General features: G+C 38.2%; 20 protein-coding genes. 2 read left to right on the top strand and 18 right to left on the bottom strand.

Annotated features, from left to right (window positions below; genetic code table 11):
- Positions 1–24 precede the first annotated feature (24 nt).
- The 13 genes from I6E80_RS02650 to rppH all read right to left on the bottom strand — a co-directional run bounded on the left by I6E80_RS02650 (position 25) and on the right by rppH (position 14,241).
- Positions 25–804: an SPOR domain-containing protein gene (locus tag I6E80_RS02650; RefSeq protein ID WP_024598734.1), complete on the bottom strand. Its 780-nt coding sequence runs from the start codon at positions 802–804 to the stop codon at positions 25–27.
- Positions 805–822: 18 nt separating this feature from the next.
- A complete protein-coding gene (locus I6E80_RS02645; protein ID WP_139016063.1) occupies positions 823–3,825 on the bottom strand; it encodes a carboxypeptidase-like regulatory domain-containing protein in 3,003 nt (1,000 codons plus the stop codon).
- A 14-nt stretch (positions 3,826–3,839) separates the two neighbouring features.
- A complete protein-coding gene (locus I6E80_RS02640) occupies positions 3,840–4,682 on the bottom strand; it encodes a molecular chaperone (protein WP_024598736.1) in 843 nt (280 codons plus the stop codon).
- 26 nt (positions 4,683–4,708) lie between these two features.
- Positions 4,709–5,158: a hypothetical protein gene (locus I6E80_RS02635; RefSeq protein ID WP_024598737.1), complete on the bottom strand. Its 450-nt coding sequence runs from the start codon at positions 5,156–5,158 to the stop codon at positions 4,709–4,711.
- Between the two features lie 24 nt (positions 5,159–5,182).
- Positions 5,183–5,812, bottom strand: coding sequence for a DUF4402 domain-containing protein (locus I6E80_RS02630; protein ID WP_024598738.1), 630 nt, complete (start codon positions 5,810–5,812; stop codon positions 5,183–5,185).
- 127 nt (positions 5,813–5,939) lie between these two features.
- Positions 5,940–6,545: an SPOR domain-containing protein gene (locus tag I6E80_RS02625; RefSeq protein ID WP_231616681.1), complete on the bottom strand. Its 606-nt coding sequence runs from the start codon at positions 6,543–6,545 to the stop codon at positions 5,940–5,942.
- Positions 6,546–6,608: 63 nt separating this feature from the next.
- Positions 6,609–7,292, bottom strand: a complete 684-nt coding sequence (locus I6E80_RS02620) for an SPOR domain-containing protein (RefSeq protein WP_197184707.1) — start codon at positions 7,290–7,292, stop codon at positions 6,609–6,611.
- Between the two features lie 654 nt (positions 7,293–7,946).
- Positions 7,947–8,825 carry a UTP--glucose-1-phosphate uridylyltransferase GalU gene (gene galU / locus I6E80_RS02615; protein WP_076923554.1) on the bottom strand — a complete coding sequence of 293 codons (879 nt, stop codon included), beginning with the start codon at positions 8,823–8,825 and terminating at the stop codon, positions 7,947–7,949.
- Between the two features lie 23 nt (positions 8,826–8,848).
- Positions 8,849–9,700: a thymidylate synthase gene (locus tag I6E80_RS02610; RefSeq protein WP_197184706.1), complete on the bottom strand. Its 852-nt coding sequence runs from the start codon at positions 9,698–9,700 to the stop codon at positions 8,849–8,851.
- A gap of 10 nt (positions 9,701–9,710) precedes the next feature.
- Positions 9,711–10,514 carry a prolipoprotein diacylglyceryl transferase gene (lgt, locus tag I6E80_RS02605; RefSeq protein WP_024598743.1) on the bottom strand — a complete coding sequence of 268 codons (804 nt, stop codon included), beginning with the start codon at positions 10,512–10,514 and terminating at the stop codon, positions 9,711–9,713.
- A 13-nt stretch (positions 10,515–10,527) separates the two neighbouring features.
- Positions 10,528–11,337 carry a sulfite exporter TauE/SafE family protein gene (locus I6E80_RS02600; RefSeq protein ID WP_197184705.1) on the bottom strand — a complete coding sequence of 270 codons (810 nt, stop codon included), beginning with the start codon at positions 11,335–11,337 and terminating at the stop codon, positions 10,528–10,530.
- Positions 11,338–11,427: 90 nt separating this feature from the next.
- Positions 11,428–13,692: a phosphoenolpyruvate--protein phosphotransferase gene (gene ptsP, locus I6E80_RS02595; RefSeq protein WP_024598745.1), complete on the bottom strand. Its 2,265-nt coding sequence runs from the start codon at positions 13,690–13,692 to the stop codon at positions 11,428–11,430.
- Between the two features lie 30 nt (positions 13,693–13,722).
- Positions 13,723–14,241, bottom strand: a complete 519-nt coding sequence (rppH, locus tag I6E80_RS02590; protein WP_002958704.1) for an RNA pyrophosphohydrolase — start codon at positions 14,239–14,241, stop codon at positions 13,723–13,725.
- A 530-nt stretch (positions 14,242–14,771) separates the two neighbouring features.
- On the opposite strand from rppH, the gene mutH reads away from it, so the two are divergent.
- The gene (mutH, locus tag I6E80_RS02585; protein WP_197184704.1) at positions 14,772–15,443 is read left to right on the top strand and encodes a DNA mismatch repair endonuclease MutH; all 672 of its coding nucleotides are present in this window, start codon (positions 14,772–14,774) and stop codon (positions 15,441–15,443) included.
- Between the two features lie 276 nt (positions 15,444–15,719).
- Here mutH and eno read toward each other — a convergent pair whose 3' ends face one another.
- The 5 genes from eno to rlmD form a co-directional block, all read right to left on the bottom strand.
- The gene (gene eno / locus I6E80_RS02580; protein ID WP_024589994.1) at positions 15,720–17,018 is read right to left on the bottom strand and encodes a phosphopyruvate hydratase; all 1,299 of its coding nucleotides are present in this window, start codon (positions 17,016–17,018) and stop codon (positions 15,720–15,722) included.
- Positions 17,019–17,293: 275 nt separating this feature from the next.
- Positions 17,294–18,928, bottom strand: a complete 1,635-nt coding sequence (locus I6E80_RS02575) for a CTP synthase (RefSeq protein ID WP_154903495.1) — start codon at positions 18,926–18,928, stop codon at positions 17,294–17,296.
- 162 nt (positions 18,929–19,090) lie between these two features.
- Entirely contained in the window at positions 19,091–19,888 is a 798-nt protein-coding gene (mazG, locus tag I6E80_RS02570; protein ID WP_197184703.1) for a nucleoside triphosphate pyrophosphohydrolase, read from the bottom strand.
- A gap of 2 nt (positions 19,889–19,890) precedes the next feature.
- The gene (relA, locus tag I6E80_RS02565; protein WP_024598748.1) at positions 19,891–22,047 is read right to left on the bottom strand and encodes a GTP diphosphokinase; all 2,157 of its coding nucleotides are present in this window, start codon (positions 22,045–22,047) and stop codon (positions 19,891–19,893) included.
- A gap of 8 nt (positions 22,048–22,055) precedes the next feature.
- Positions 22,056–23,381 (bottom strand): 23S rRNA (uracil(1939)-C(5))-methyltransferase RlmD, encoded by a 1,326-nt coding sequence (rlmD, locus tag I6E80_RS02560; RefSeq protein WP_197184702.1) that lies wholly within the window; start codon positions 23,379–23,381, stop codon positions 22,056–22,058.
- Between the two features lie 109 nt (positions 23,382–23,490).
- Here rlmD and barA point away from each other — a divergent pair, with 109 nt between their 5' ends.
- Complete coding sequence (gene barA, locus I6E80_RS02555) at positions 23,491–26,265, top strand: two-component sensor histidine kinase BarA (protein ID WP_197184701.1); 2,775 nt, start codon at positions 23,491–23,493, stop codon at positions 26,263–26,265.
- Positions 26,266–26,298 lie beyond the last annotated feature (33 nt).

Below are 26,298 nucleotides of genomic sequence, written 5' to 3'. Positions count from 1 at the left end.
ATTAGGATGAAGCAATTATTATGCCTAGTTATTTAATGGTGCTTGCGTGTAGTGGCTAACTACACAATTAATCTCTCGTTTTTTAAGTTTATCACAACCCGCTTTTGCATTAGCTTGGGTTTCATAAGCGCCTAGCTTTAAACGATAAAAAGTTACACCACCAATGTCGACGCTCTCTATATTGGCAATAAACGGTCCCTGAAATAGCTCTGGACTGTTATTTTTTATTTCATTTAGGCTTTGCTTTAAGCGCGTTTTATCTGTAACAGCTGCAACTTGTAGTGCGTACCGTGCTGTTGCAGGTATATATTCAGCTTTTTCACTACTGGCTGGTGTTATTCTTTTTACCTTATTAGTTTCATCAACTTCAGGTTTTAATACTGGTTTTTCTGCTTTTGCTATTACTGGAGACGATAGCATTTGGGATGTTTTTTCTATTTTTATTGCCGGTTTTGTTATTGCTGTTTGAGGTTTTTCTTCTACTTTTTTTAACGGGCTAATTGTTACTGATCGCACTGCCTCATTTGAGTCGCCTTCTTGCTTTACCACTGCATTAAGTTGGCTTATTAATAATTTTAAATCTTCTTCTATAATTAATAACCGCTCAACGCCTTCTTTTGCAGACTGCCATTGCTGAGAAGAAGCCTTTAACTGTGCCAATTCTTCTGCTGAAATACGTGTGCCTTTTTGATTTGTCGCTGCTACTTCGCTTGGTTTAGTTGTGCTACTACAGCCCGATAAAACAAGCATTACAAGAGAGGTCATAACTACTAAATTGTGTTTAGATAAATTAATGAAATACATGGTTAAACCTTGTTAGTATTAGTGGCTGATAAGTTGCGCTTGAATTTTACACTTTAGCCCTTTAGCAGTTAATTTATTGCATACCTGCTCAAGTTTTTCTTGCTCTGAATCGGCGTAAGCAACAGCTAAAATATAACGATTTTGTTCGTTATCTTTTATATAAAACGCATCACGCCTTGATTGTTCATCCAAATGGCGCTTTATCAATTGGTAATACGCTTTCATAATTGACAACGATGAAAAACCACCTGCATTAGCAATATACGCTGGCGTTTGTGTCTTTTCTCTCAGTTCGAAGTCAACCCCCATCACTACCTCACCTTGCGCTGGTAAGTTTACAGTTACTTGTTGTGTATTTTTTAAGGATTTACGCTCTTTAAACTCATCATCTATTACGGCTTTATATTGACCTGGCCGTAAATCTGTAAATAAATAATACCCATCATAAGCCGCTTGTGTTTGCGCCACTTGTTTACCTAATTTGTCGAGTAATTTAATCGTGGCGAACGGCTGTACTTCACTGTTACCTTGTTCACTTTGTTTGTAAACAGTGCCCTCAACCTCGCTACTATTATTAAGCGGTATTTCCATATATTCAACAAAACCTGCACGGGGGGTTATAGAAAAGCCATCATTTGCTGCAACTAAAAATGGTTCGCTAATACTGTCAGAATCAATCACTATATCGGTGGTTAAATTAGCGGGCATTCCAGATAATAAAGCCATACCGCTTTCATCTGTAATTGCTCTTCGGTAGTTCTGTAAACCTTTAACTTTAATTCCTTCGAGATTTTTTTCACCTTCGTCATAAACACCATTATTATTTTCATCAATATACACATGAACTAGTAACGAGCCATTATTAACCAAGCTGCGCTTATTAATATAATAATCATTATTATTGCTATCATAACCTAAACTAAAGCGGCTAAATAAGCCAACTTTCCACTCACCTTTAGAGTTGTAGTCAATACTGCTATATAAAGTTAAAAAATCTGTATACCAATTTAACCCTAATTCAGCTGATTTCAGTCCACTGGTTAATTGTTTTTTTAACTTTAACTCACCATCTAAAAAGTTGAAAAAGTAGCGATTTAATTGAACTTCATAATCAGTTATTTCGGTATCAGGGTCTATTAAATAACCTAAACTAAAGCGAGTACCTAGTGCTCCAAAACGTTTTTGTAATATACTTCGACCAAACACAGTGTCATCTGAGTCATTACTAAAATGACTGAATTGAAGGTTGTTATTTATACTGAAGCCAGCTAGTGAATAATTTAGAATATTACCAAATGTGTACGAATTATTTCCTTCATCGACTTCGTTGCTATAAAAGCTATTTTGGTAATTGATACTGCCAAAAGAGTTACGCATTAAATTCCCTGACATATTAAATGAGATTGATTGGTTATCACTTAAGTGGTTTGGATAAACTGAGCTGTTTGTTAATCTTGAATATTTTGTAACTCCAAATCGCAATGACTGCTCATTATATTCAGTTCGAAGTGACAACCCTAAATCTGTTTCACTTTCGCTATTTCTGTTATAGCTAAAATTTATCAAATATTTATTTAACAAACTAAGATTACTGCCAAATGTGTAAGAATTTAACTCTTCATCAGGCCTATCAACATCAAACAATTTAGTCCCACCAGTATAAATAGATAAATAATCAGTCACTCCCTGCTCATAACGTCCAGACAACAACCAGCCACTATCATTATTTACATTTTCTTCTAATAATTTGTCACCCTGCTGAGTAAGTGATAATTCATAATAAACATCTTCCTTGTTCAGACTATTGCCATCAATAATAAACTCTTCTAATTTTCGCTCAATCTGCCCTTGTGGACCGTAAAAAATCAGCTCAAATGTATTAGCACCAAATAATAGCTCGACATCCTCAAAGTAATATCGTCCATCAGCTAGGCTTAGCTGTTGATCAATCAGAATATTATTTCTGTATAGTTCTACATCCCAGCCAGCAGAAATTGCACCACTAAGCGTTATTAAGTCGCCATTTATTTCTTTGTTTAATGGTTTGTTGCCAACTTTAAGGCCCCGAGAATAATAGCTACTCGGTCCTCCGGCGACTCTTACTGGTAATATATCCCCAAACTCAATATTACTAATATTAAACAGGTTTTCACCTTCAATCTGCCGTAAAAAACTTAATCGTGAGTCATTCAGTAAATCACTACTTTGCCCAGCTAGATAATATTCAGTACTTATATAAGCTAAATCTTGAGCGCCTAAAACGGAATAGGAAAAATTGTTTTGCGAATTACTCGCTGTCAAACTCAGTTGAATATCAGCAACAGGGTTTGAAAGCATCTTGTAGGGGCTGGCTTTCCATGGAAGGGTTGGATTAGTTTTGTTGCTGTTAGAAAAAAACAAACGTTGTTCACGAAGAATTTTTTGTTCAATGGGTAGAGTGGTACTAGGGTTTAGATCTAGTCTTAATGCACCAAAGTCTAATTTTATGCCAGTCCCAAACCAATTATTTAACTGCTCTGTTAAAATAAAAACATCGCCATTATCAATATAATAATCAGTTGGCTTAATTGAAAATGTATTATTTTTAACTCTCACAACTTGAGAACTAACATCCAGTTCAAAGTGGTTTTCTTCGCTAATGAACCACCCTTTAGCTTGTTTAATTTCATTATTAACCTCAATCGCAAAATCCAGCTGTTCAATAAAACTACTTAGCTCAATCCATGCGCTATTAGGGCTTTTTATAGCGATAATTTCGCCTAAATATAAATCATCCAATCTCGCCGATAACACTAATAGTTCACCTGCGGGTATACCAACTAAAGGTTCATCGGCTTTATTATTTTTACTAATCTGTAAGTTTTTATTACTTGAATTAAAATTTTTAGATGACTCATATAAAGACCATTTTTTTTCTATATTAAGTAAAATGTCGTCTACATTAATTTGCTTTTTACTATCTTTAGCGCACGTAGGAAGTGCCATTATAAGTAAAAGAGTAAAAAGTAAATATATACGCATTTTTATAATCAATATTAATTAGTTATAGCAGTGACAGAACCACTTTCATCAATAGAAAAAACTTCATTAAAAAAAGTATGTTTGCTATATTTATTTAACCCTTTATATATAACTCTAAGAGTACCTGGGGGGGTTAACATGTCAGGCTTTAATAAAGACATACTTAAACTTTTTGTATTTAACTCAGGGTAGATACTGAAGTCGTTAAGTATTGAAACCTTTTTTTCTTTTTCATCTGATTTAGCTTTGAAATACGCTTCCAGTTTACCAAATGAACTATACTTACCATTTCTTGCCATAGTAAACTCAATAGAATCGACTTTACCTGATTTAGTTTTCGCAAGCTTTAATTCTTCTATATGTACATTTGGGGAAGCCAATTTACCCTGTCGTAAAATAACAGGAATAGAATAACTTAAGATAAAATTAACATTAACACCTACTCCTTCGCTTTCTTTTACCTTACTATCACTGGGTAAAGCTTTGAATAGAAGGTGAGAGCGATATTCATTAATAGCCAGACCTTTAGGTTTACGCAATGCAAGCTTTACAATTTGGCGTTCGCCTGGAGCCAATCTCACTTGTGAGGGGCTCATTCGTATCATATTACTTAACGATTTTGGGTTTTCAGCAACCGCCTTTAAGGTTTTGTACCCACCCGACTGTTTAGCTTGTTTTTCTTGCCACTCTAAACGGTAAGTTTTATAGTCATCGCTGCTATTAATAAGTATTATCTTAGCGACTCGCTGACGATCGTCAAATTCAATCCTAGTTGGAGATATAAGTAGATTTGCGTAGGTTGAAAAACTAAAAAAAATTTGTAGAAGTAAAATTACGATGACAAAATGTCGCTTCATTAGTAAAGTCCTTTACTATTAAATAATTAATATTCTATTGTTATTTGAATTATTGATTTAAACTGTTCATCGAAATAATCACTGTTATTACCTGATGTGCTAATTAGGCCTCCAATATGAACCTCTGCAGTTCCTAACCCATTGGTTACTATGTCATTTCGATATAATAGCTTATTAAGAATAAACGAGCTGCCACCACTAGTGCTTGTAAGTGGCATATCGTTAACGGTGTCAGAAATTATAAGCTGTACCCTAGGCGGAAAGTTTTCAATTAATACTTCAGCCACCTCGCCACCTTCAATTATATGAATGTCATTGGTACTTGAACTACGCCCGTTAGGCAGTAGTTCAAGTGTACTTACACGCTCGTTTTTGGCAACAACCACGGTTCCAAAATTAAGCTGTTGGAAAATAGTCACTTGGGATACAGCACTAAATGAAGAAAATATAATCAATAAACATGAGTATTTTAACATTATTCCCTAATCCCAACTATTCTCTTATTGGTATTCAACAGTTACAGCTACATCTCCTGTGTATGAAACATCGCCATACTCTGTAAATACTGTTTTATCTGTAGTTAATGTTGCTCCAACACTAAATGTTGCCGTACCATCAATATCTGTCGTTACAGTGCTAGTCGAGCCATCAATGGATCCTGTATCTGCGGTATTACTGCCCGCAACTACATAATATGTAAAATCAGATAACGTAAAGCCCGGCCCACCAGGTGCAGAATCTTGCGTAGTCATATCTACATCAGTAACACTTTGGATCAGTATATCTGTAAAATTTGAAGCACCTGAAATTGTAAAAGTCGCTGGTGCGAAATCCGTTGAATCTAAAACACTAATTTCAGCATCTGTATTTGTAGTTCCAGCTGTTGCTATATAAGTTGGGTTACTCCCCGCTAATGCAGGAAGTACTACTGAAGCAAAATCTGCAGCATCTCCACCATTAGTTACTCGAACAATACCAAAGTTCATTGGATCCCCAACTTCAAAGTCAAATGAATTTTGTACTTGTACAGATGCAACTGCATTCGCTGTTTCTGCGATTACTGCTGAAGAGGTTAAAGAAAGTGCAGTGATAGATGCAGCCAAAGCTACTTTAGTAAAAAGATTGTTCATAATTTGTCCCTTAAATATATTTAATTAACCTTAGTCAGGTTACATTAAGTATCGGCAGAGTCCATGAAATATTTAGAAAAAATATATTTTTTATTAAATATTCAAAACAAGTAAACTGTTTTTGTATTTAGCCTTCTTTAAAAGTGGTCAATTTACACCTATTCCCTAGCCTGAAAAAAAACATGCACAACTGCGCAGCTTGCTTTTGAGTTTGAACGGGCCCAGCTACCAGGTTATAGAGCGTAACTGAATTTTTAGTTTGCGCATTTATTTGATATTGCAAAATTGCACTTAATTGTGGATATTGCTGCTGTAAACGCTGCACTTGTGCTTCAGCTCTTTTAGCATTCATATACCTAGCAATTTGAACACTGTAACTTATTTTTTTCGCATCAATAATACTTTTGCTTTCTATGGATTCTGTTGCTATATGAGCAATATTTTCACTTCCGTACTTTATATGCTTAACATCACCTTTAAGTGGCTCTGGCACCGCATCAATATCGGTTTGTGCGGATAGAGCTTGAATTAACATTAACAGGTCTTCTTCAATATCACTTAAACGATTTATTTTTTCTTTACTGCTGTCCCATTGTTCAAGGTAAGGCTTTATCTCCTGCATACGGACCATATCATCTAACTGATTAGTGTCAGTATTTTGACTGCTACACCCCATAAGGCTAAGAGCTAATCCCACGTATAAAATAAAATGTTTCAACTGATTAAAAACCATTTAGCACTATGTAAAAATAACAAAGCAAAAAACAAGCCAAAAAAGACCTTATAATCCAATATTTTAAAGTTTAACCGGTTTATCTGTGTAGTTACTTACTATGCAATCGAGTTTGTACAGCTTAAATACGTCACAGTCGGCTTTCGCATTTTTAAAGTTTTGGTAAGAGCCTAACTTTAGTCTATAAAACATTTTGTCGTTTATTTTGGCGGTTTCTACGTTAGTCAGTATTTTGTCTCTAAACAATGGTGCTGCTTTAGTATTTAGCTCTTGCCATGCTTTAGCCACACCTTGCTCTGAGTCAACCGAAGCTACCTGTAAAGCAAATACATGTTTAGGTTTATTTAATTTTACAGTTTGTTTTTTATTACTGTAATTTTGTTTAACTTGTTGGCGTGACTTAACATTGCGTGTGTTTCTTGGTGAACGTACAGACTTGCTGCTGTACCCTTGATTAGACTGCGCAATAGCTTTGCTGTTTATAATATCAATATGATTTACGAGATAAGTGATTTCTTTTTCTAATCTTAAAATTCGCTCTATACCTTCACGAGCTTGTTGCCACTGCATTGCGGCATCTTTTAGCTGAGCAAGTTCAAGGGCTGTAATTGACACGTAGTCAGGCGAGTTACTTTGAGGTTGTTCATCAATAGTTTTTATTTCAGGCGTAACGCTGCATGCTGTGCCAAATAAAAGCATTAGCAAGCTAAGTAAAAGCCCAATGTTATTTTTTTTATATATAAACATGTATTTGCTGTCCTGAAAGCAGTGTTTTTACACTACATTTCAGTTAAACATTCTCACAAGAAAGCGTTTAACTTTATTTAAGCTGTGAGCTATAAAACTTAGCTCTTCGCATGCTTGTCAGTATTTCGTAAAACACAACACTGCATACTCCACCCCTTCCTTGAGAGCATTATTTAATACAAATTCAATGCCAATTAACACAAACTTTACAACATAAATAACAATATGTCTGTAATGACTTAAAAACTTTTATTTTAGAGCTATCCCTTTCCTTATTCTATTCTAGGGCCTGTTGACCTTTAAGGATTAAAATTTGTTCAATCTAGGGGCCATTTAATCGCGGCGCGAGGTTTGTAACCTAGTGGGCTCGATAACTGCTCCTGCGTTATTCTAATGGCTTACATCCATGTAAGAATAAGTAAAAACCGAGTAACAAAGAGTAAATTGCCCCTAGGCAGAACCCTTCGGGCAGCGCATGTTTGCATTTATGCTACGTTATCGCCTATTTATGGGGAATAACCACACTTCATAGGCTCTGCCTTGCCTAAATACCAAACAGTCTGCTGTAAATTTAACCTCGAAAGATAAACAGACTCTAACAAAACTCATAAAAAAGGCGCCGATATAGGCGCCTTTCATGTTTTACGTTAACTGTTAAATCAGTTTTTTAATAAATGATTTTAATTCATCGGCAAATTCATCGCGACGAAGTGCAAACTCAATCGTTGCTTTTAAGTAACCAATTTTACTTCCACAATCGTGGCTACGGCCTTTTATTGCGTATGCATCTACTTTTTCGTGTTCCATTAACATCGCAATTGCGTCAGTTAATTGAATTTCGTCGCCTGCACCTTGCGGAGTTTTTGCAAGTAACGGCCAGATATTTTCGCTTAATACGTATCGACCCACTACAGCTAAGTTTGATGGAGCTTCATCTACTGGCGGCTTTTCTACCATATTAAGAATTGGCGAGCTTTCACCTTGCTTTAAGTCAACATCACCTAAATCAACCACACCAAACTGGTTCACTTGTGCCATTGGTACTGGTTCTACCATAATTTGGCTGTGCTTATTTTTCTCAAAGTTAGCGATCATTTCTGCTAAGTTATCTTTTTTAAGATCGCTCTCTACATCGTCGATAATTACATCTGGTAAAATAACTACAAACGGTTCGTTACCAATAATAGGCGCTGCACAACTAATAGCATGGCCTAAGCCTTTTGCTTCACCTTGGCGTACGTGAATAATGGTTACGTCTTTAGGGCAGATTGCTTGCACTTCGGCAAGTAATTGCCGCTTAACACGCTTTTCTAAAGTAGCTTCTAGTTCAAAGCTCGTATCGAAGTGATTTTCGATTGAATTTTTACTTGAGTGCGTTACTAACACTATTTCTTTAATTCCTGCAGCAACGGCTTCGTTTACTACATATTGAATTAAAGGACGGTCTACCACTGGAAGCATTTCTTTAGGAATTGCTTTAGTGGCTGGTAACATACGAGTACCAAGGCCCGCTACTGGGATCACTGCTTTCATTTTATGTTTTCCTTAATCTTTTATTATACTGAAAATGGATATTGAATCGCTTCGTGGCATTGATAGCCTATTACTTCAAAGTCGTCTCGTGTTACCCACGTTTCTATGTCTTCTAATGATTTAATTTTTGGATTAATTTTTAACTGAGGTGATGCAAATGGCTCACGCGTTAACTGCACATCTCGCATCAGTTCAAGTTGGTTTTCGTAAATATGTGCATTAGCAATTTTATGATACGCCTTACCCGCTTTGTGGCCGGTAATTTGAGCCACTAACGCAAGCAATACAAAACATTGAATTTGATTGAAATTAAGGCCAAGCGGTACATCACAGCTTCGCTGGTATGACGTTAAATATAGCGTATCGCCAAGTAGCGAAAAAGTGTGCGTATGCATACACGGGCGCAAACAACCAAGCTCAAACTCACCTGGATTATAAAACGTGATTATTTCACCACGGTCATCAATGCCATTTTGTAAGTTATTAATAACTTTGGAAAGCTGATCAAGCGTTGAGCCATCTGGTCGTTGCCAACCACGGCCTTGTACGCCATAAACACGTCCCATGTCATCCTCACCTTTACGGTTAGGATTATTAAGCCATGCGTTGTTATCGTTCGCGTTGGCATCCCATGTTTTACAGCCAATTTCTCGAAACTGCTCAGCGCTGTCGTAACCGCGTAAATAACCTAGCAATTCGGCGAGAGCTGCTTTGTAGTAACTTTTACGCGTCGTGATCATCGGAAACTTATTATTAGCCACATCGTATTCTAAATCGGCATTAATAACGGTTAAACAACGTGTACCTGTACGTTTGTTTTCGACCCACTGACCTTCGTCAACAATACGCTGACATAATTTTAAATATTGTTTCATGCTTTTCTTATTATGCCTTAGCTGGTGTAACGTGTTGTGGTTGCTTATATGCCCAAATTAATAAGCCTAAACCACCCACTATCATTGGAAGTGAAAGTATTTGTCCCATTGAAATAAAGTCGGCAAATAAACCGAGTTGTGCATCGGGTTGGCGGAAATATTCAATACAGAATCTAAACACGCCGTAACCTAATAAAAATACACCGGCTACACTCCCTGCTGGACGTGGTTTTTTAATAAACCATTGCAGGATTAAAAACAGCACTAAGCCTTCAAAAAATGCTTCGTATAATTGCGATGGGTGACGCGCAAGCGGACCGCCCGTTGGAAATACCATTGCCCATGGCACATCGGTAACTCGGCCCCATAACTCACCGTTTATAAAGTTACCAATACGTCCAGCTAAAAGTCCTACAGGAACGAGTGGTGCAACAAAGTCGCCCACTTGAAGCAGTGACTTTTTACGCGTCCACGAAAAAATTGCGACGGCGGTTATAACGCCAAGTGTGCCACCATGGAACGACATACCGCCCTGATCTATTCTAAATAAATACAGTGGGTTTTCTATAAAATAACTAAACTGGTAAAACAATACGTAGCCAATACGCCCGCCTAGTATTACCCCTAACATGCCGTAAAACAGTAAATCGCTTACTTGGTCTTTAGTCCAACCCGAATTTGGCTTTGACGCTTGACGATTAGCAAACCACATCGCAAATGCAAAACCTATTAAGTACATTAAGCCATACCAACGTACGCTTAGCGGTCCAACAGAAAAAATAATTGGATCAATTTGAGGAAACTCAAGTGCCATAAAAAATAAACCTTTAGCTAAAAACCATTTTAATTGCGATAACTACAAGCAGCACCGCGAAAACTTTCTTAATTGTATTAACAGGTAAATAGTGAGTTGCTTTGGCGCCAATAGGCGCAACAAACCACGAGGTAATAACAATCCCAAATAATGCAGGTAAGTAAACAAACCCGGCAAAACCATGCTCTAAATCGGTAACATGCCAGCCTGCGCTGATGTAACCAATAGAGCCAAATAATGCAATAACAATTCCGCACGCTGCCGCACAGCCAATTGCTTTTTTTATATCAACCGAAAAATAATTAAGCATAGGTACTATTAAAGCTCCGCCGCCAATCCCTATTAAACCTGATAATCCGCCCATTATTGCAGAAACGCCCCCTAAAACAGGACCTGCCGGCAACGGTTTTTCTGACATCTGTTTATTACGCGCGGAGAGCACCATTCTGGCTGCAATAAATACAACGCTTATAGCAAACACTGTACGTAATATTTGTTCAGGGATTAAACTTGCTGCAAAGCCACTAACAAGTGCGCCTAAAGCCACACCCGACATAACCCATGGTGCAATTGCCCAAGGCACGTTATCATTTTTATGATGAGCCAGCGCTGAAGACGTTGAAGTAAATAAAATAGAAGCGAGTGAGGTTGCAATAGCAATTACTAATACATGATCAGCCGACGTTACATTAAATGAGAGTAGCAGAGTGCTTAGTACTGGAACGATAATTAAACCGCCGCCAATGCCTAGTAATCCAGCTAAAAACCCAACAATACAGCCTAGTAGTGCGCAGCTTGCGACTAACAAACCTAAGTCATACATAGTAATCTCAAATACCTTTTTAAGGTTTATATATTAAAGGATTATAAAACTAATAGCATCTGTGTATTGCAATTAATTAGGCGTACGAGCTTATTTTGGGGTGTAAAACAAATCACCTAATTTATGCTCTAGCATAAAGCTTCGCGTTAAACGTAGTACTTGTTTGGCTGTGGATTGCGCTAAACATTCACTTAATAGTTGTTCCATATCACTGACATTTAAACGCCTAAGTACCCACTTTACTTTATTAAGCGATGATAAGTTCATACTAAGGCGTCTATAACCCATGGCAATAAGCAAAATAGCACCTTCAGGATCGCCGCCTAGTTCACCACACAAACTAAATGGCAGTTCATATTGCTCACATTCGTGCGCCACTTTATTTAATACTCTTAGTACACCAGGGTGATAAGGGTTAAAAAGTTCGGCTACACGTGCGTTAGCTCTGTCTACTGCTAATAAATACTGTGTTAAATCGTTACTGCCTACTGAGCAAAAATCGACTTTTTTTGACCACTCAGGAAGCATAAATACACTTGAAGGTACTTCCAGCATTATACCTATGTCGGGTCTTTCTATGGTTTGCTCTGGGTATTTTTCACTTAATTCAAAATAAGCCTGTTCAAATAACGCAAGTGACTCATCAACTTCTTCAGTGCCACTGATCATAGGGAGCATTATTTTTAAATTACCTAAACCAATATTTGCTTTAAGCATCGCTTTTAGTTGATCTAAAAATAACTCAGGATGATCAAGGCTAATACGAATACCACGCCAACCTAAAAATGGATTCTCTTCGGTAATATTAAAGTAATCAAGTACCTTATCGCCCCCAATATCCAATGTACGCATAACCACAGGATTAGGATGATAGCTAGTTAGTACTTCTCGGTACCAGTTTTCTTGCTCTGATTGCGAAGGAAACTGACCCTTTTGCATAAACCACGCTTCGGTCCGATAAAGCCCCACACCGTCACAAATATGTGCGCTACTTTGCTCGGTATTAAGCTCAAGGCCTGCGTTTAATAATAAGCTAACGTGTTCACCGTCAAGCGTAATTGATTCTGAGTCTTGCTCTGCTAAAAAGCGGTTATTAAGTAGGTTATCTTGATGCTGTAACTCTGTGTATTCATCCATCAGCATTTGTGAAGGCGATATATATAAACGCCCAGCAAATGCATCTAAAATCATCGGTTTGCCATTAAACTGTAGTAGAGGTAAATCTTCTATACCCCAAATGGCAGGGAGCCCCATCGCACGCGTTAATATAGAAGCATGGCTATTTGCAGAGCCATTTACGCTTACAACGCCTGTTAAGTGACCTTTTGGCACTTCAGCAAGCATGGCGGGTGTTAAAGTATTAGCAATTAAAATAGTGTTGGGCGGATAATTTTTAACAGCGTGCTCGGTATTTACAAGATGGTGTAATACGCGAAGACCAATGTCTTTAACGTCAACAGCACGCTCTTTTATATAAGGGTCTTGCATGGCATTAAATTGAGATATTAAACGCTCTATTACAATTTTTAGGGCGCTTTTAGCACACCAGCCTTCTTGTAATTGCATTTCAACATTATGCCCTAAACTTTTAGCATCAAGCAGTTGTTGATACACATCAAATACCGCAAGAGCTTCGTGCGGAATAGAATCGCTTAGCGTCATCGATAGGGTATTAAATTCTTTGCGCGTTGCAGCTACAGCTTGAGTAAATAAACGGCGCTGCTCCGTGACGTCACTGTCTTTTAAAAGCTCAATAGATTTAAAATCAAGTTTTGGTAATACAACAAATGCTTGTCCTATACCTATTCCCGGCGCGCTCGATACACCTTTTAAAACAGACGTTTGATGAGATGACTCATCTTGGCGTAGTATTTCTTTAATTTCAGCATGCGCTAACTGTGACGCAAGTTGAGCAGAAAGCGTTATTAAAAACGACTCTTCGTCTTGGCTAAATACACGTGCCATTTTTTGTTGGACAACAATAACGCCCAGTACTTTTTTTTGATGAACAACGGGCACTGATAAAAAAGCGTTGTAGCCTTCTTCATTTACTTCGGGGGAGAGCTTAAAACGAGGATGCGATTTAGCAAATGCAATATTAATGGGTTCTTCGCGTTGCGCTACTAGGCCAACTAAACCTTCGGTAAAACCAATTCTAAACTTACCTACCGCATCGGGGTTTAGCCCTTCGGTTGCCATAAGTACAAAATTGTCTTGGCTGTAATCTGCAAAATAAATGGAGCAGCACTGGGTTTTCATGGCATCTTTAACCATTTGCACAAAGCACACTAATGCACTGTCTAAATTCGCTTGTCGCGATACAGACTCCGCAATAGATCTCAGTGTAGCCAGCATGTCCTGCTCCTTTATTCTATAGAGAAATTACTACCTTTTACTTCGCCAATGATCTTTATGTTGTTCTCTCTTATTAAAAGGCATGGCGAAAGGAGCAAACTCTTTCATTACACGTCGATAAACATCCCGTTTAAACGATACAACCTGTCTTACAGGATACCAATAACTTACCCAGCGCCAATCATCAAATTCAGGATGATGGGTTTTAAGTAAATTTACATCTTCGTCTTTACAGCGCAATTTTAGTAAAAACCATTTTTGTTTTTGCCCAATACACACCGGACTAGAGTCTCGGCGGATTAATCGTTTGGGTAATTTATAGCGTAACCAATGTTTTGAGCTTGCGACTATTTCTACATCTTCTGGTCGCAACCCTACTTCTTCGTGTAATTCACGGTACATAGTTTGTTCTGCAGTTTCACCATCATCAACACCACCTTGGGGAAATTGCCAAGAGTGTTGACCATAACGTCTGGCCCAAAAAACCTGTCCCTGATTATTGCAAATCACAATTCCGACATTGGCACGAAAACCTTCGGCATCAATCACCTTAGTGCCTCATTTGTAAGTCGATTTTTAATGATTGTTCCACATTAGCCGCAATACGGCAAATACTATTATACCCAACCCGATTAGTAAGCTAAGTTTGAGCTTTTAGTACATTGATAAATTAATGGAGAATAGGTAAATATTTAGAAAATAACTTAACAAGGCTATTGCGGTTCTTGTATTCCTCTAGTTACTCACAGTTTGTGCATAACTTTTGTAAAACGCGCTCATTTTGCAAACAAATCCACAATATTAGATCTTAAAACTTGGCTTCTCCACAGATTCTGTGGATAAACATGTTTATATAGTTGTATTTATCCTTACAACTTTTAAATGGCTTAATCAAAACTGAACGTGAAAATTTAAAAAAACCTGCAGCGTCAGTAACTTAAAGTAAAGTAGCTTAATTTCAATATGTGCAAAATTAACACAAACAGAGGGAGGGTAAAAAACGTACAACCCTAAAGATATCCACGGCTTAGCCTATTTGCTATCATGGCTATGGTATTTATACAACCGAAATTAAGAATATGCGACCTACAAAACCACACTCAATAAACGATTTAATGCAACGCGTTAATAATATTGCCGGATTAACGCTAGGGCAGCTTGCTAACAAGTATAATTTTAAAACGCCAGATGATTTACTGCGCGAAAAAGGTTGGACTGGCCAGTTGATTGAATACGTACTAGGTGCTACTGCGGGCTCAAAACCACTTCCGGATTTTGAAGATTTAGGAATTGAGCTAAAAACACTCCCTATTTCCTATAAAGGTAGGCCACTGGAAACTACGTTTGTATCGGTTACACCTTTAATGGACGTTACAGGAATGACTTGGCATACCAGTTCTGTGCGTAAAAAACTAAATCATGTTTTATGGCTGCCAATTTTAAGCGAACGTGATATTGCCCCGTTTGATAGAACCATCGGCAGCGGCTTTTTGTGGCAACCCACGCCTGAACAAGACGCTTTATTACAGCGAGACTGGGAAGAGCAAATGGAGCTAATTGCGCTAGGTAGAGTCGACGAAATATCAGGCCATTTAGGCGATGCGATGCAAATACGCCCTAAAGCTGCTCATAGTAAAATAGTGACTGATGCTATTGGCCCAAATGGGCAAATAATTAAAACCCTACCCCGTGGCTTTTACTTAAAAACCAGTTTTACAGGTGATATTTTAAAGCAGCAGTTTCAGCTTTGAGCTGTGCAGAAAATATTATGAGTTAAGCAAATCCTTTTTCGCACTTCGTGCGCGTCAGCGTTCTTAACGCCTACTAGGTATTTCACCTTTTTAATAAAATAGTTTGAGGTTTAAATAAAGAGTTTTCGTTTTTGTTGTTCACCCTTTTCGCACTGCGTGCGCGCGTCAGCAAGCTAAACGCCTACAATAAATTTTCATCTCTTTGAGTAGAAATATTTGGCATAAAAAATCCCCGCCTGAGCGAGGATTTTATAATTGTAAATTAAAGAGCAGTAATTACTGACCTTTAACTTCTTTAAGACCGTTGTACGGTGCTTTATCACCTAATTGCTCTTCAATACGAAGCAATTGGTTGTACTTTGCAACACGGTCAGAACGGCTCAATGAACCTGTTTTAATTTGACCTGCAGCAGTACCAACAGCTAAATCAGCAATTGTTGAATCTTCAGTTTCACCAGAGCGGTGAGAAATAACAACAGTAAAACCAGCATCTTTAGCCATTTTGATTGCAGCTAAAGTTTCAGTTAAAGAACCAATTTGGTTAAACTTAATCAAGATTGAGTTAGCAATACCGTTGTCGATACCACGCTTTAAAATCTTAGTATTTGTTACAAATAAATCATCACCTACTAATTGGATTTTATCACCCATTAGTTTAGTTTGATGTGCAAAGCCGTCCCAATCAGACTCATCAAGACCATCTTCAATAGAAACGATTGGGTACTGATTAGTAAGATCTTGTAAGAAGAAGTTAAATTCTTCAGAAGTGAACTTTTTGCCTTCACCCTTAAGGTCGTAGATGTTTGCTTCTTTGTCGTAGAACTCAGATGCAGCACAATCCATCGCTAAAGTAATATCTTTACCTAGCTCGTAACCTGCGTTTGCAACAGCTACTTTAATTGCAGCAAGAGCCGCTTCGTTAGATGCAAGGTTAGGTGCAAAACCACCTTCATCGCCAACCGCTGTTGAATGACCATCAGCTTTAAGTACTTTAGCAAGGCTATGGAATACTTCAGCGCCCATACGTAGGCCTTCGCGGAAGTTTTTAGCGCCAACAGGTTGGATCATGAATTCTTGAATATCTACAGAGTTATCTGCATGTTCACCACCATTGATGATATTCATCATTGGAAGTGGCATAGAGTAAACACCTGGCGTGCCGTTTAAGTCAGCGATATGTTCATAAAGCTCAACTTTTTTAGACTGTGCTGCTGCTTTCGCAGTTGCTAGTGATACAGCTAAGATTGCGTTTGCACCTAATTTTTCTTTATTTTCGGTACCGTCTAAATCTAGCATTACTTTATCTACAGCGCTTTGATCTAATGCACTTTGGCCTTTTAAAGCATCAGCAATTTCGTTATTGATATAACCAACTGCTTTTAATACACCTTTACCTAAGTAACGTGATTTATCACCGTCGCGTAACTCTAATGCTTCACGAGTACCAGTAGATGCGCCTGAAGGTGCTGCTGCACGACCCCAAGAACCATCTGCTAAATGTACGTCTGCTTCAACAGTTGGGTTACCACGCGAGTCCATAATTTCGCGACCGATTACTTTTACGATTTCTGACATCTTGATTCCTCTATATTCCCAAAATGGTGAGTTCAGCTAACTTTACTACGTTTTATATAGTTTATACCAATTGCATTTAATTAGTGAGCTATTATAGCGCTAAGAAAATAGCTCAATAACAAGGCTGAAATTATGACATATAGTTGTTCTATATGAGTAATTTTTAACGCAGTGAGTGAGTTATTTAATGCGATACAATGCTCATGTTTTTAATAAAATTGGTATCAGTCAGCCCTTAAAACAAAAAAGCCGTGCAATATGCACGGCTTTTAAAATTACGAATTCGCTTTTTGGTGGATATGCGCGGCTGCTACAAACCCTTCAAACAACGGATGACCATCACGTGGAGTTGACGTGAATTCCGGGTGGAATTGCGCGGCAATAAACCATGGGTGATCTTTATTTTCGATAATTTCTACCAGTTTTTTATCTTCTGATAAACCAGTAAAGCTTAAGCCTGCTTTTTCAAGTATTTCTACAAAGTTATTATTTACTTCGTAGCGATGACGATGACGTTCAACAATTTCGTCGCTGCCATATACTTCATGAACTTTAGAGCCTGGCGTTAAATGACATTTTTGTGCGCCTAAACGCATAGTGCCACCTAAATCAGATTTTTCGCTACGTGTTTCAACATTACCTTCAGCATCTAGCCATTCAGTAATTAAACCAACTACTGGCGCTTCTGATTTTGCATTAAACTCTGTAGAGTTTGCATCCGTTAAACCTGCAACATTACGTGCGTATTCAATTAATGCTACTTGCATGCCTAAACAAATACCTAGGTATGGTACTTTATTTTCGCGTGCGTATTTAGCCGCTAAGATTTTACCCTCAACACCACGTCCGCCAAATCCACCAGGTACTAAAATAGCATCTAAGTGTGAAAGTAATTCAACACCTTTGCTTTCTAAGTCTTGTGAATCTACATATTCAATATTAATTGTTAAACGGTTTTTAAGGCCCGCATGCTTTAATGCTTCGTTAACCGATTTGTATGCATCTGGTAATTCAATATACTTACCAACCATACCAATGGTCACTTCACCCGTTGGGTTAGACTCTTGATAAAGTACTTGTTCCCACTCAGCTAAATCAGCTTCTGGTGGATCTAAGTGAAAACGACGACATACGAAGTTATCTAATTCTTGTGTTTTTAATAACGCAGGAATTTTATAAATGCTGTCTACGTCAGGTAGTGAAATAACCGCTTTTTCTTCTACGTTTGTGAATAATGAGATTTTTGCACGCTCATTATTAGGTAGTTTACGGTCTGAACGACAAATAAGAATATCTGGTTGAATACCTACTGAGCGTAACTCTTTAACAGAGTGCTGTGTTGGTTTCGTTTTAACTTCACCGGCAGGGCCTAAAAATGGCACTAGCGTTAAGTGAATAAATAGCGCGCGTTCGCGGCCAATTTCAGTTCCCATCTGACGAATTGCTTCAATAAACGGTTGTGATTCTATATCACCTACAGTGCCGCCAATTTCTACAATAGCAATATCATAACCTTCAGCACCGTCGTATACACGTTGCTTAATATCGTTAGTGATATGTGGAATAACCTGAATAGTAGCACCTAGGTATTCACCACGGCGCTCACGACGTAATACGTCTTCATATACACGGCCTTGTGTGAAGTTATTACGACTAGTCATTTTGGTACGAATAAAACGCTCGTAGTGACCTAAATCAAGGTCAGTTTCTGCGCCGTCTTCTGTAACGTAAACTTCACCGTGTTGAATTGGGCTCATTGTGCCTGGGTCAACGTTGATGTAAGGATCCAGCTTTAAAATGGTAACATTTAAACCACGGGCTTCTAAAATAGCGGCCAGTGAAGCTGCGGCAATACCTTTACCCAACGAAGAAACAACTCCGCCAGTAACGAAGATAAATTTTGTACTCATGCGAACCCTAGAATATCAGGAATTAAAAGGAATATAACACCCAAAGAAGAGCCTAAGGGTATATCATCAAGACGGGGCGAAATTGTACCAAAACACTGCTTATCAATCCAGCTAAAATTAGCTAATGCGCGCACAAAAAATGTGCACTATTTAACATTAAGCCTATTTTACTTTTTTAATTGCATCCCATGCACTGTCCATTTCTTCAAAGGTGGCTGTATCTAAGCTTTTGCCTTGCGCATACAAATAGGCGTTTACCTTTTCAAAACGCGCTGAAAACTTATCATTAGCGCTACGAAGCAGCTGTTCGGGGTCTCGTTTAACATGGCGTACAACATTAACAGTGGCAAAAAGTAAGTCGCCGAGTTCTTCCGCTGTATGATCAGATAACGGGTCTTGCTCAATCGCTTCTTTTACTTCAAGCACTTCTTCGCTCACTTTATCAAGTGCACCATGATACGTTGGCCAATCGAAACCAAGTGCGGCAACCCGTTGTTGAATTTTTTTGGCTTTACTTAAGCTTGGCATATTTGCAGGAATATCTTGCCAAAAAGAAGGTAATTTTGTTTGCGCTCTAGCACTGCGTTCTTGTGCTTTGATTGTTTGCCACTGTTGCGATAGCTGCTCGTCTGTTAGCTCTTTTTTATCGCCAAATACATGCGGGTGGCGACGGGTAAGCTTATCGTTTAATTGCTCTACTACATCATCAAAATCAAATAGATTTTGCTCTTGTGCAAGCTGCGCATAAAAAATAATTTGAAATAACAAATCCCCCAATTCACCTTTAAGCTCATCTAAGTTGCCTGACTCAATACAGTCGGCAACTTCGTATGCTTCCTCTAGTGTATGCGGCACAATAGATTTAAAATCTTGTTTAAGATCCCACGGGCAACCGCCCTTGGGATCTCGCAGTGTTTTCATTATGCTAAGAAGCTGTGTAAGCGCTGTATTATCATTCATGATTAATGACCACGCTTGGCATCGTGTACACCTTCAATTTGGTGTAACTTAGAAAGAACACGGTTAGTACCCGATAAGTCATGTACTTCTATTTGCATCGTAAATATAGCTAACTGATTATCCTCAACCGTATTTACGTTCATGTTTAAAACATTTACTTTTTCATTAGCAAGTACTGAGCTTATGTCGCGTATTAGCCCTGAACGATCGGTGGCTTCTATTTTAATACTTAGTGCGTACGAGCCGTTGATATCATCAGACCAACTTACTGAAATAACACGTTCTGGATGCTGATTTTTTAAGTTATTAAACGAATCACAGTCTTCCTTATGAACACCTATTCCTCGACCTTGCGTTATATAACCTATTATTTCATCGCCAGGTACAGGACGACAGCATTTGGCTACATGGCTCATTAAGCTACCAACGCCATCAACCACTATGCCGTTTTTGTCACCAGTTACTTTGCTAGGTGCTTTAATACGAATAACCGGCTCATCTTCTGTCCGATCACTTACAAAGTTAAGCATTTGATTGAGGCGTACATCGCCCGCACCAATCGCAACCATTAAGTCATCAAGTTCTTTAAAGTTAAAACGCTTGATGGCTGGCTCTAAATCTTTGTATGTTAAATTAAGCTTTTGTAGTTCACTGTCGAGAATTTCTTTACCCGCACTTAAGTTTTTGTCGCGGTCGAGCTGTTTAAACCAGTGATGAATCTTGGCTCTAGCGCGCGATGACTTAATGTACCCTAATGACGGATTTAACCAATCACGACTTGGATTTGGTTGTTTTTGGGTCAGTATTTCTACCTGATCCCCAGTTGTAAGTTGATGCGTAAACGGCACTATTTTGCCGAATATTTTTGCGCCAATACAACGATGCCCTACATTTGAGTGAATGTAGTAAGCAAAATCGAGCGGTGTAGCGCCAAGTGGTAAATCGATAATATCGCCGCTTGGGGTAAATATGTATACGCGGTCTTCTACTACTTGGTTTTTAAGCTCTTCTGCTAAATCGCCACCATCAACTACTTCTTCTTGCCATTGGAGTAACTTACGTAGCCAGCTAATTTTTTGCTCATAACCCGAGCCGCGCCCCGGTAATGCACCTTCTTTGTACATCCAGTGTGCAGCCACACCCAACTCAGCATCTTGATGCATATCGCTAGTACGAATTTGTATTTCTACTGTTTTACCTTCAGGCCCAAATACCACGGTATGAATTGACTGATAGCCGTTTTGCTTTGGAGTTGCTACATAGTCGTCAAACTCTTTATTTAGATGACGCCAATTGGTGTGCACAATACCCAGCGCTCCATAACAATCTTGTAGGCGCTCAACAACAATACGCATTGCACGAATATCAAAAAGCTGATCAAACTCGTAGTTTTTTTGCTGCATTTTTTTATAAATGCTGTAAATGTGCTTGGGGCGGCCATAAACTTGGGCCTCTATGCCCGCTTCACTTAAACGGCTTTTTACTTGCTCAACCATATCTTCCATATAGGCTTCGCGCGTAAGGCGTTTGTCGTCAAGTTGTTTGGCTATACTTTTATAGGTGCCTGGGTGCAAATATCTAAACGATAAATCTTCCAGTTCCCATTTTAATTGCCCTATTCCTAATCTATTTGCCAATGGTGCAAAAATATCAGCCGTTTCTTTAGCGGCAATGACGCGGTCTTCTTCATCCGCATTTTTTACATTACGTAAATGACATACCTGCTCGGCAAGCTTAATGACCACGGCGCGCACATCTTCAACCATGGTTAATAACATTTTTCGAATATTATCAACTTGCATAGTTCCTTTACCTTGATGAGATAAAGTACTAATAGTGGCCATTTGTGCAACCCCAGTTAACAGCATGGCTATATTACTACCAAGCTGCTCTTCTATGGTTTCAAGTGATATTAAATCGTTTAAAAAATACGGGGTTAAATACGCAGTAGCTAACGATTCGGGATCGAGATTTAGCTCAGCTAAAATTTCAACCATTTCGATTGCAGTAGTTTGCCTGCTTTCATTATCACATTTTACGCATAGCGCTTGCGCTTTAGTAAGTAGCTCTGTTTTTTCTTCAGACAAAGCAAGAAATGAAAGCCGAGTGCTAAAATCTGTTGTCTCATCTTGTTGATGTGATTGTCGTGTAGCTACCATAATGCGTTCTACCTCCGTTGAAATAACGCCATAGTTTCAATATGCCCTGTATGAGGGAACATATTCATTAGCCCAATTTTATTAAGTTCAAAGCCAGCTTGTGAAATAATTGCGCTGTCACGGGCTAAAGTAACAGGGTCACAAGAGACATATAAAATAGTTTTAAACTGCTTTAAAGATAATTGCTCTAATACAGCTATTGCACCAGTCCTAGAAGGATCGAGTACAAGCACATCTAAGTTTTTACTAAACCATGGGGCGCTCTGTATGCTTTGCGTTAAATCAAAGCAATGAAACTGCGCATTGGTAATAGAGTTAGTTTGCGCATTTTGAGCAGCCATTGCAACCGCTGAAGTCACACCTTCTACGCCAATTACAGATTTTGCTTGTTTTGCCAACACTAATGAAAAATTACCAATACCACAAAATAAATCCAATAAATTTTCATCACCTTTTAAATCAAGCCAATTTGCGGCTTGCTTTAACATAGCTTCGTTAACTTGCGCATTTACCTGGATAAAATTACCTAAACCAAATTCAAATTTTAGATCAAATTCTTTAAGATAATAAAACGGCATGGCTAAGTGTGAATGCTCAATTACATCGCTCTCGCTTTGCCATACAACTTCAAACTGTTGGCTTTTTGTTATGTGCTCAACCAAAGCCTTTGTATCATCGTTAATTGCTTTAGTGTGACGAATAACAACAAAGTTTTTATCATCGCTTTGGCATAACTGTAAATGGCTTATACTGTGTAGCGCTTTGTGTTGATTAATTAAACCATCAAAAAGTGTAAAAACATCCGCAAATACTTCATCAAGTACTGCACATTTATTAATACTCACAATATTTTTTGAACCACTGGCTCTATAACCCACACGCATTTTTTTAGCTGCTTTATCAAACATAACGGCTATGCGGGCGCTGCGCCTGTAATGCACAGACTTACTTAATAATGGAGCTTGCCAGTTTAAGCCGTTTAACTTAGCAAACTTACTAAATAATTGAGTAACTGCAGTTTGTTTTTCTACAACTTGTTGGCTTATTTCTAAATGCTGTAATTGGCAACCACCACACTGATTATAGTGCTCACAAAAAGCGTCTACTCTTGATTCACTCGCTTTAATAACTTTAATTACTTTTGCACTGCTGTATTTAGCTTTATCTTCAACGAGCGTCGCTTTAACTGTTTCATTTGGTAATGCACCGCTTACAAAACATACTTTATTATTATGCTTCGCAATACCACGCCCTTGATGATCCATTCCCGTTATATTTAATTCTAATGTTTGTTGCTTAAGCGGTTTTTTTTTCGCTTTAAAAATTTGCGCCATTAGGCATTACCTTCAGTTTATTTATGAAGCACCTATATTTAGATGCTTTAGAATGCGTGTTGAAGCGTATATACTCAAATCATACTAATAACGATAAAACGCTCCCATTATGACCAAATTAGGCTTACGCGATTCTGTTTTAACACTGACCCTGATCCCAACGGTGATCATAGGATTACTACTTGGTGGCTATTTTACAATAAATCGTTACATTGAGCTTGATGAAATTTTATATCAGCAAGGTACTACTATTTCTGAGCCCCTTGCTATTGCGCTTGAGCAGCCCATGCTCGAAAAAAACAAACAGCTATTGAATCGCCTTATAAGCTACACGCATAACAAGCACTCCCCTACAATTAAGTCGATTGCTATTTTTGATAAAAATAATGCGCTATTAATGACCAGTAATTATCACCGCTCATTTGAAAAGTTAATTAATCAAAAAACGCTCATAAATTTAAAAACGACCCGAGTGCAAAAGTCAGATGAGCTTGTTACATTCTTCACGCCCATTATTAACCATACAAGTCACGACTCTAAATGGGATCCATCGGCTTTTCAGTCATCTCTGGGCACCGTTATTATACAGCTAAACAAAGACCAAGCAGTTATAGGGCAGCAACGTGCTTTATTAATTAGCGGTATTGTAATTATTTTATCATTAGTATTTGCAGCAATTTTAGCTTTAAGGTTAAGCCGCATGTTTATGACGCCGCTTAATAAGTTAGTACTTGCAACCGACAAGTTAGTCGAAGGTAAAAGAAGTACTGGCCTTAACGACAACATGATAGGTGAATTTGAGCTATTGCGAGAAGGCTTAAACACCATTGCTCACACTATGGTGATGCAAAAAGATGAAATGCAAAAAAATATTGATCAAGCAACTAGCGACTACCGCGAAACACTAGAGCAATACGAAACTTCAAATATAGAGCTCTCGTTTGCAAAAAAAGAAGCTCAAGATGCTAACCGCGTAAAATCAGACTTTTTAGCTAAAATGAGCCACGAACTTCGTACTCCGTTAAATGGTGTTATTGGATTTACACGCCAGCTTTATAAAACACCACTAAACAAGCATCAAAAAGATTATCTCGACACTATTATGCTATCAGCAAATAGTTTAATGACTATTATTAGCGACATTCTAGACTTCTCCAAACTAGAAGCGGGTGCAATGGAACTTGAGTCGATTCAGTTTCAACTTCGTGATGCTGTAAATGAAGTGATGACGCTACTAGCTCCTAGCGCACACGATAAGCAATTAGAGCTATCCATTTACATTAACCAACAAGTACCGGATGACTTAACGGGCGATCCCACTCGCTTTAAACAAGTGCTGATAAACCTATTAAGTAATGCGATTAAATTTACCGAAAAAGGCTCAATTAAGGTCGATATAAGCCATCGGTTACTCGACGACGAACGCACTTCTTTACTTGTGTCAGTAACAGATACTGGCGTGGGTATACCTATGGATAAGCAAGACTCTTTATTTACTCCATTTGGGCAAGCAGACTCAAGCATTACACGTAAGTTTGGTGGTACAGGTCTTGGTCTTATTATTACCAAACATATTGTTGAAGCGATGAGTGGCCGCATAACACTAAATTCTGCGCCAGGTAACGGTACCTGTTTTACATTTAATAGTGTGTTTAGTTTGCCAAATCATGTATTTACTAACGACTTACCGACTAAATCGCTCATTGGTAAACGTATTTTGTATTTAGAGCCACACGAGCATACACATCACGCTGTACTTTCGTTATTAACTCAGTGGGAATCAAGCGTGACGGCATGTTTTAACGAGACTAGCTTTTTAGACGCTATAAAAAATACTGAACATAAATATGATGTTTGCTTAATTGGCCACATGGCATCAGTTGATGATATGCAGCAACTAAAAAGCTATGTAAAAGCCGTGCGTGAATCTACTGATTACTTATATTTAATGCTTAATACTGTATCGCACAATATGCGAGAAGCCTTTATAGGTAGCGGTGCTGATGCGTGTTTAAGTAAACCACTTAATCACCGTAAGTTATGTGAAGTACTTGCCGCACCTTACAGGCTTGACCACCCTACTCATAATATTGAACAAAACGATCAAGCTTTGCTGCCGTTAAAGGTATTGGTTGTTGATGATAACGATGCTAACTTAAAACTTCTCCATACTTTATTAAGTGAACAAATTGAAGTAATAGAAACGGCTCATAATGGTTCACAAGCATACAGCTTAAGTAAAAGTCATAAATACGACATAATTTTTATGGATATACAAATGCCAATTATGGACGGTATAACCGCATGCAAGCTTATTCGCGAATCATCACTTAATGAAGATACACCAATTATAGCTGTAACGGCACATGCCCTTCAAAGCGAAAAAGAGCAACTGTTAAAAGATGGCTTTAAAGGCTATTTAACTAAGCCTATTGATGAAGATATGCTTAAACAAATTATTAGCGACCATAGTCCACAGACTCCTGTTAATCGTGACAAAGCTAAAACAGATACACCACAAAGTCCTGCACCATTTCAAAGTAGTCGAATTGATTGGGCACAAGCCCTGCAGCGTGCTGGCGGAAAGAGCGAGTTAGCGCTAGAGATGCTTAACATGCTACTTTTAAGTGTCCCTGAGACCCTTACATTACTTGCTAAAGCGATAGAGAGCAATGATTGTCAGCAAGTGTTAAGTATTGTTCATAAATTTCATGGTGCATGTTGCTACACTGGTGTACCTAAACTTAAATCACTCGCAGAAACAATCGAAACATCGCTTAAAAATAAATGCTTGTTAGAAAATATTGAACCTGAATTATTTGAGTTACAGGACGAGCTTGAAAACCTACTTGCAGATGCAAGTGTGACCGAACTGCAAAGATAAGCTTTGAATTTTAGATACAAAAAAACGCGGTAT

It is taken from the genome of Pseudoalteromonas sp. NSLLW218, from assembly GCF_015864775.1.
GTDB lineage: Bacteria > Pseudomonadota > Gammaproteobacteria > Enterobacterales > Alteromonadaceae > Pseudoalteromonas.
The sequence above is the reverse complement of the archived record's forward strand: the minus strand, read 5'-3'. Positions and strand labels throughout refer to the sequence as shown.

Bases quoted from the DNA above. Each gene is read 5' to 3' on its own strand.
- I6E80_RS02645 (WP_139016063.1), bottom strand. From the start codon at position 3,825: ATGCGTATATATTTACTTTTTACTCTTTTACTTATAATGGCACTTCCT.
- mutH (WP_197184704.1), top strand. From the start codon at position 14,772: ATGCGACCTACAAAACCACACTCAATAAACGATTTAATGCAACGCGTT.
- mazG (WP_197184703.1), bottom strand. From the start codon at position 19,888: ATGAATGATAATACAGCGCTTACACAGCTTCTTAGCATAATGAAAACA.
- rlmD (WP_197184702.1), bottom strand. From the start codon at position 23,381: ATGGCGCAAATTTTTAAAGCGAAAAAAAAACCGCTTAAGCAACAAACA.
- I6E80_RS02625 (WP_231616681.1), bottom strand. From the start codon at position 6,545: ATGGTTTTTAATCAGTTGAAACATTTTATTTTATACGTGGGATTAGCT.
- eno (WP_024589994.1), bottom strand. From the start codon at position 17,018: ATGTCAGAAATCGTAAAAGTAATCGGTCGCGAAATTATGGACTCGCGT.
- I6E80_RS02575 (WP_154903495.1), bottom strand. From the start codon at position 18,928: ATGAGTACAAAATTTATCTTCGTTACTGGCGGAGTTGTTTCTTCGTTG.
- I6E80_RS02630 (WP_024598738.1), bottom strand. From the start codon at position 5,812: ATGAACAATCTTTTTACTAAAGTAGCTTTGGCTGCATCTATCACTGCA.
- I6E80_RS02635 (WP_024598737.1), bottom strand. From the start codon at position 5,158: ATGTTAAAATACTCATGTTTATTGATTATATTTTCTTCATTTAGTGCT.
- barA (WP_197184701.1), top strand. From the start codon at position 23,491: ATGACCAAATTAGGCTTACGCGATTCTGTTTTAACACTGACCCTGATC.
- ptsP (WP_024598745.1), bottom strand. From the start codon at position 13,692: ATGCTGGCTACACTGAGATCTATTGCGGAGTCTGTATCGCGACAAGCG.
- I6E80_RS02650 (WP_024598734.1), bottom strand. From the start codon at position 804: ATGTATTTCATTAATTTATCTAAACACAATTTAGTAGTTATGACCTCT.
- lgt (WP_024598743.1), bottom strand. From the start codon at position 10,514: ATGGCACTTGAGTTTCCTCAAATTGATCCAATTATTTTTTCTGTTGGA.
- galU (WP_076923554.1), bottom strand. From the start codon at position 8,825: ATGAAAGCAGTGATCCCAGTAGCGGGCCTTGGTACTCGTATGTTACCA.
- I6E80_RS02610 (WP_197184706.1), bottom strand. From the start codon at position 9,700: ATGAAACAATATTTAAAATTATGTCAGCGTATTGTTGACGAAGGTCAG.
- I6E80_RS02640 (WP_024598736.1), bottom strand. From the start codon at position 4,682: ATGAAGCGACATTTTGTCATCGTAATTTTACTTCTACAAATTTTTTTT.
- I6E80_RS02620 (WP_197184707.1), bottom strand. From the start codon at position 7,292: ATGTTTATATATAAAAAAAATAACATTGGGCTTTTACTTAGCTTGCTA.
- relA (WP_024598748.1), bottom strand. From the start codon at position 22,047: ATGGTAGCTACACGACAATCACATCAACAAGATGAGACAACAGATTTT.
- I6E80_RS02600 (WP_197184705.1), bottom strand. From the start codon at position 11,337: ATGTATGACTTAGGTTTGTTAGTCGCAAGCTGCGCACTACTAGGCTGT.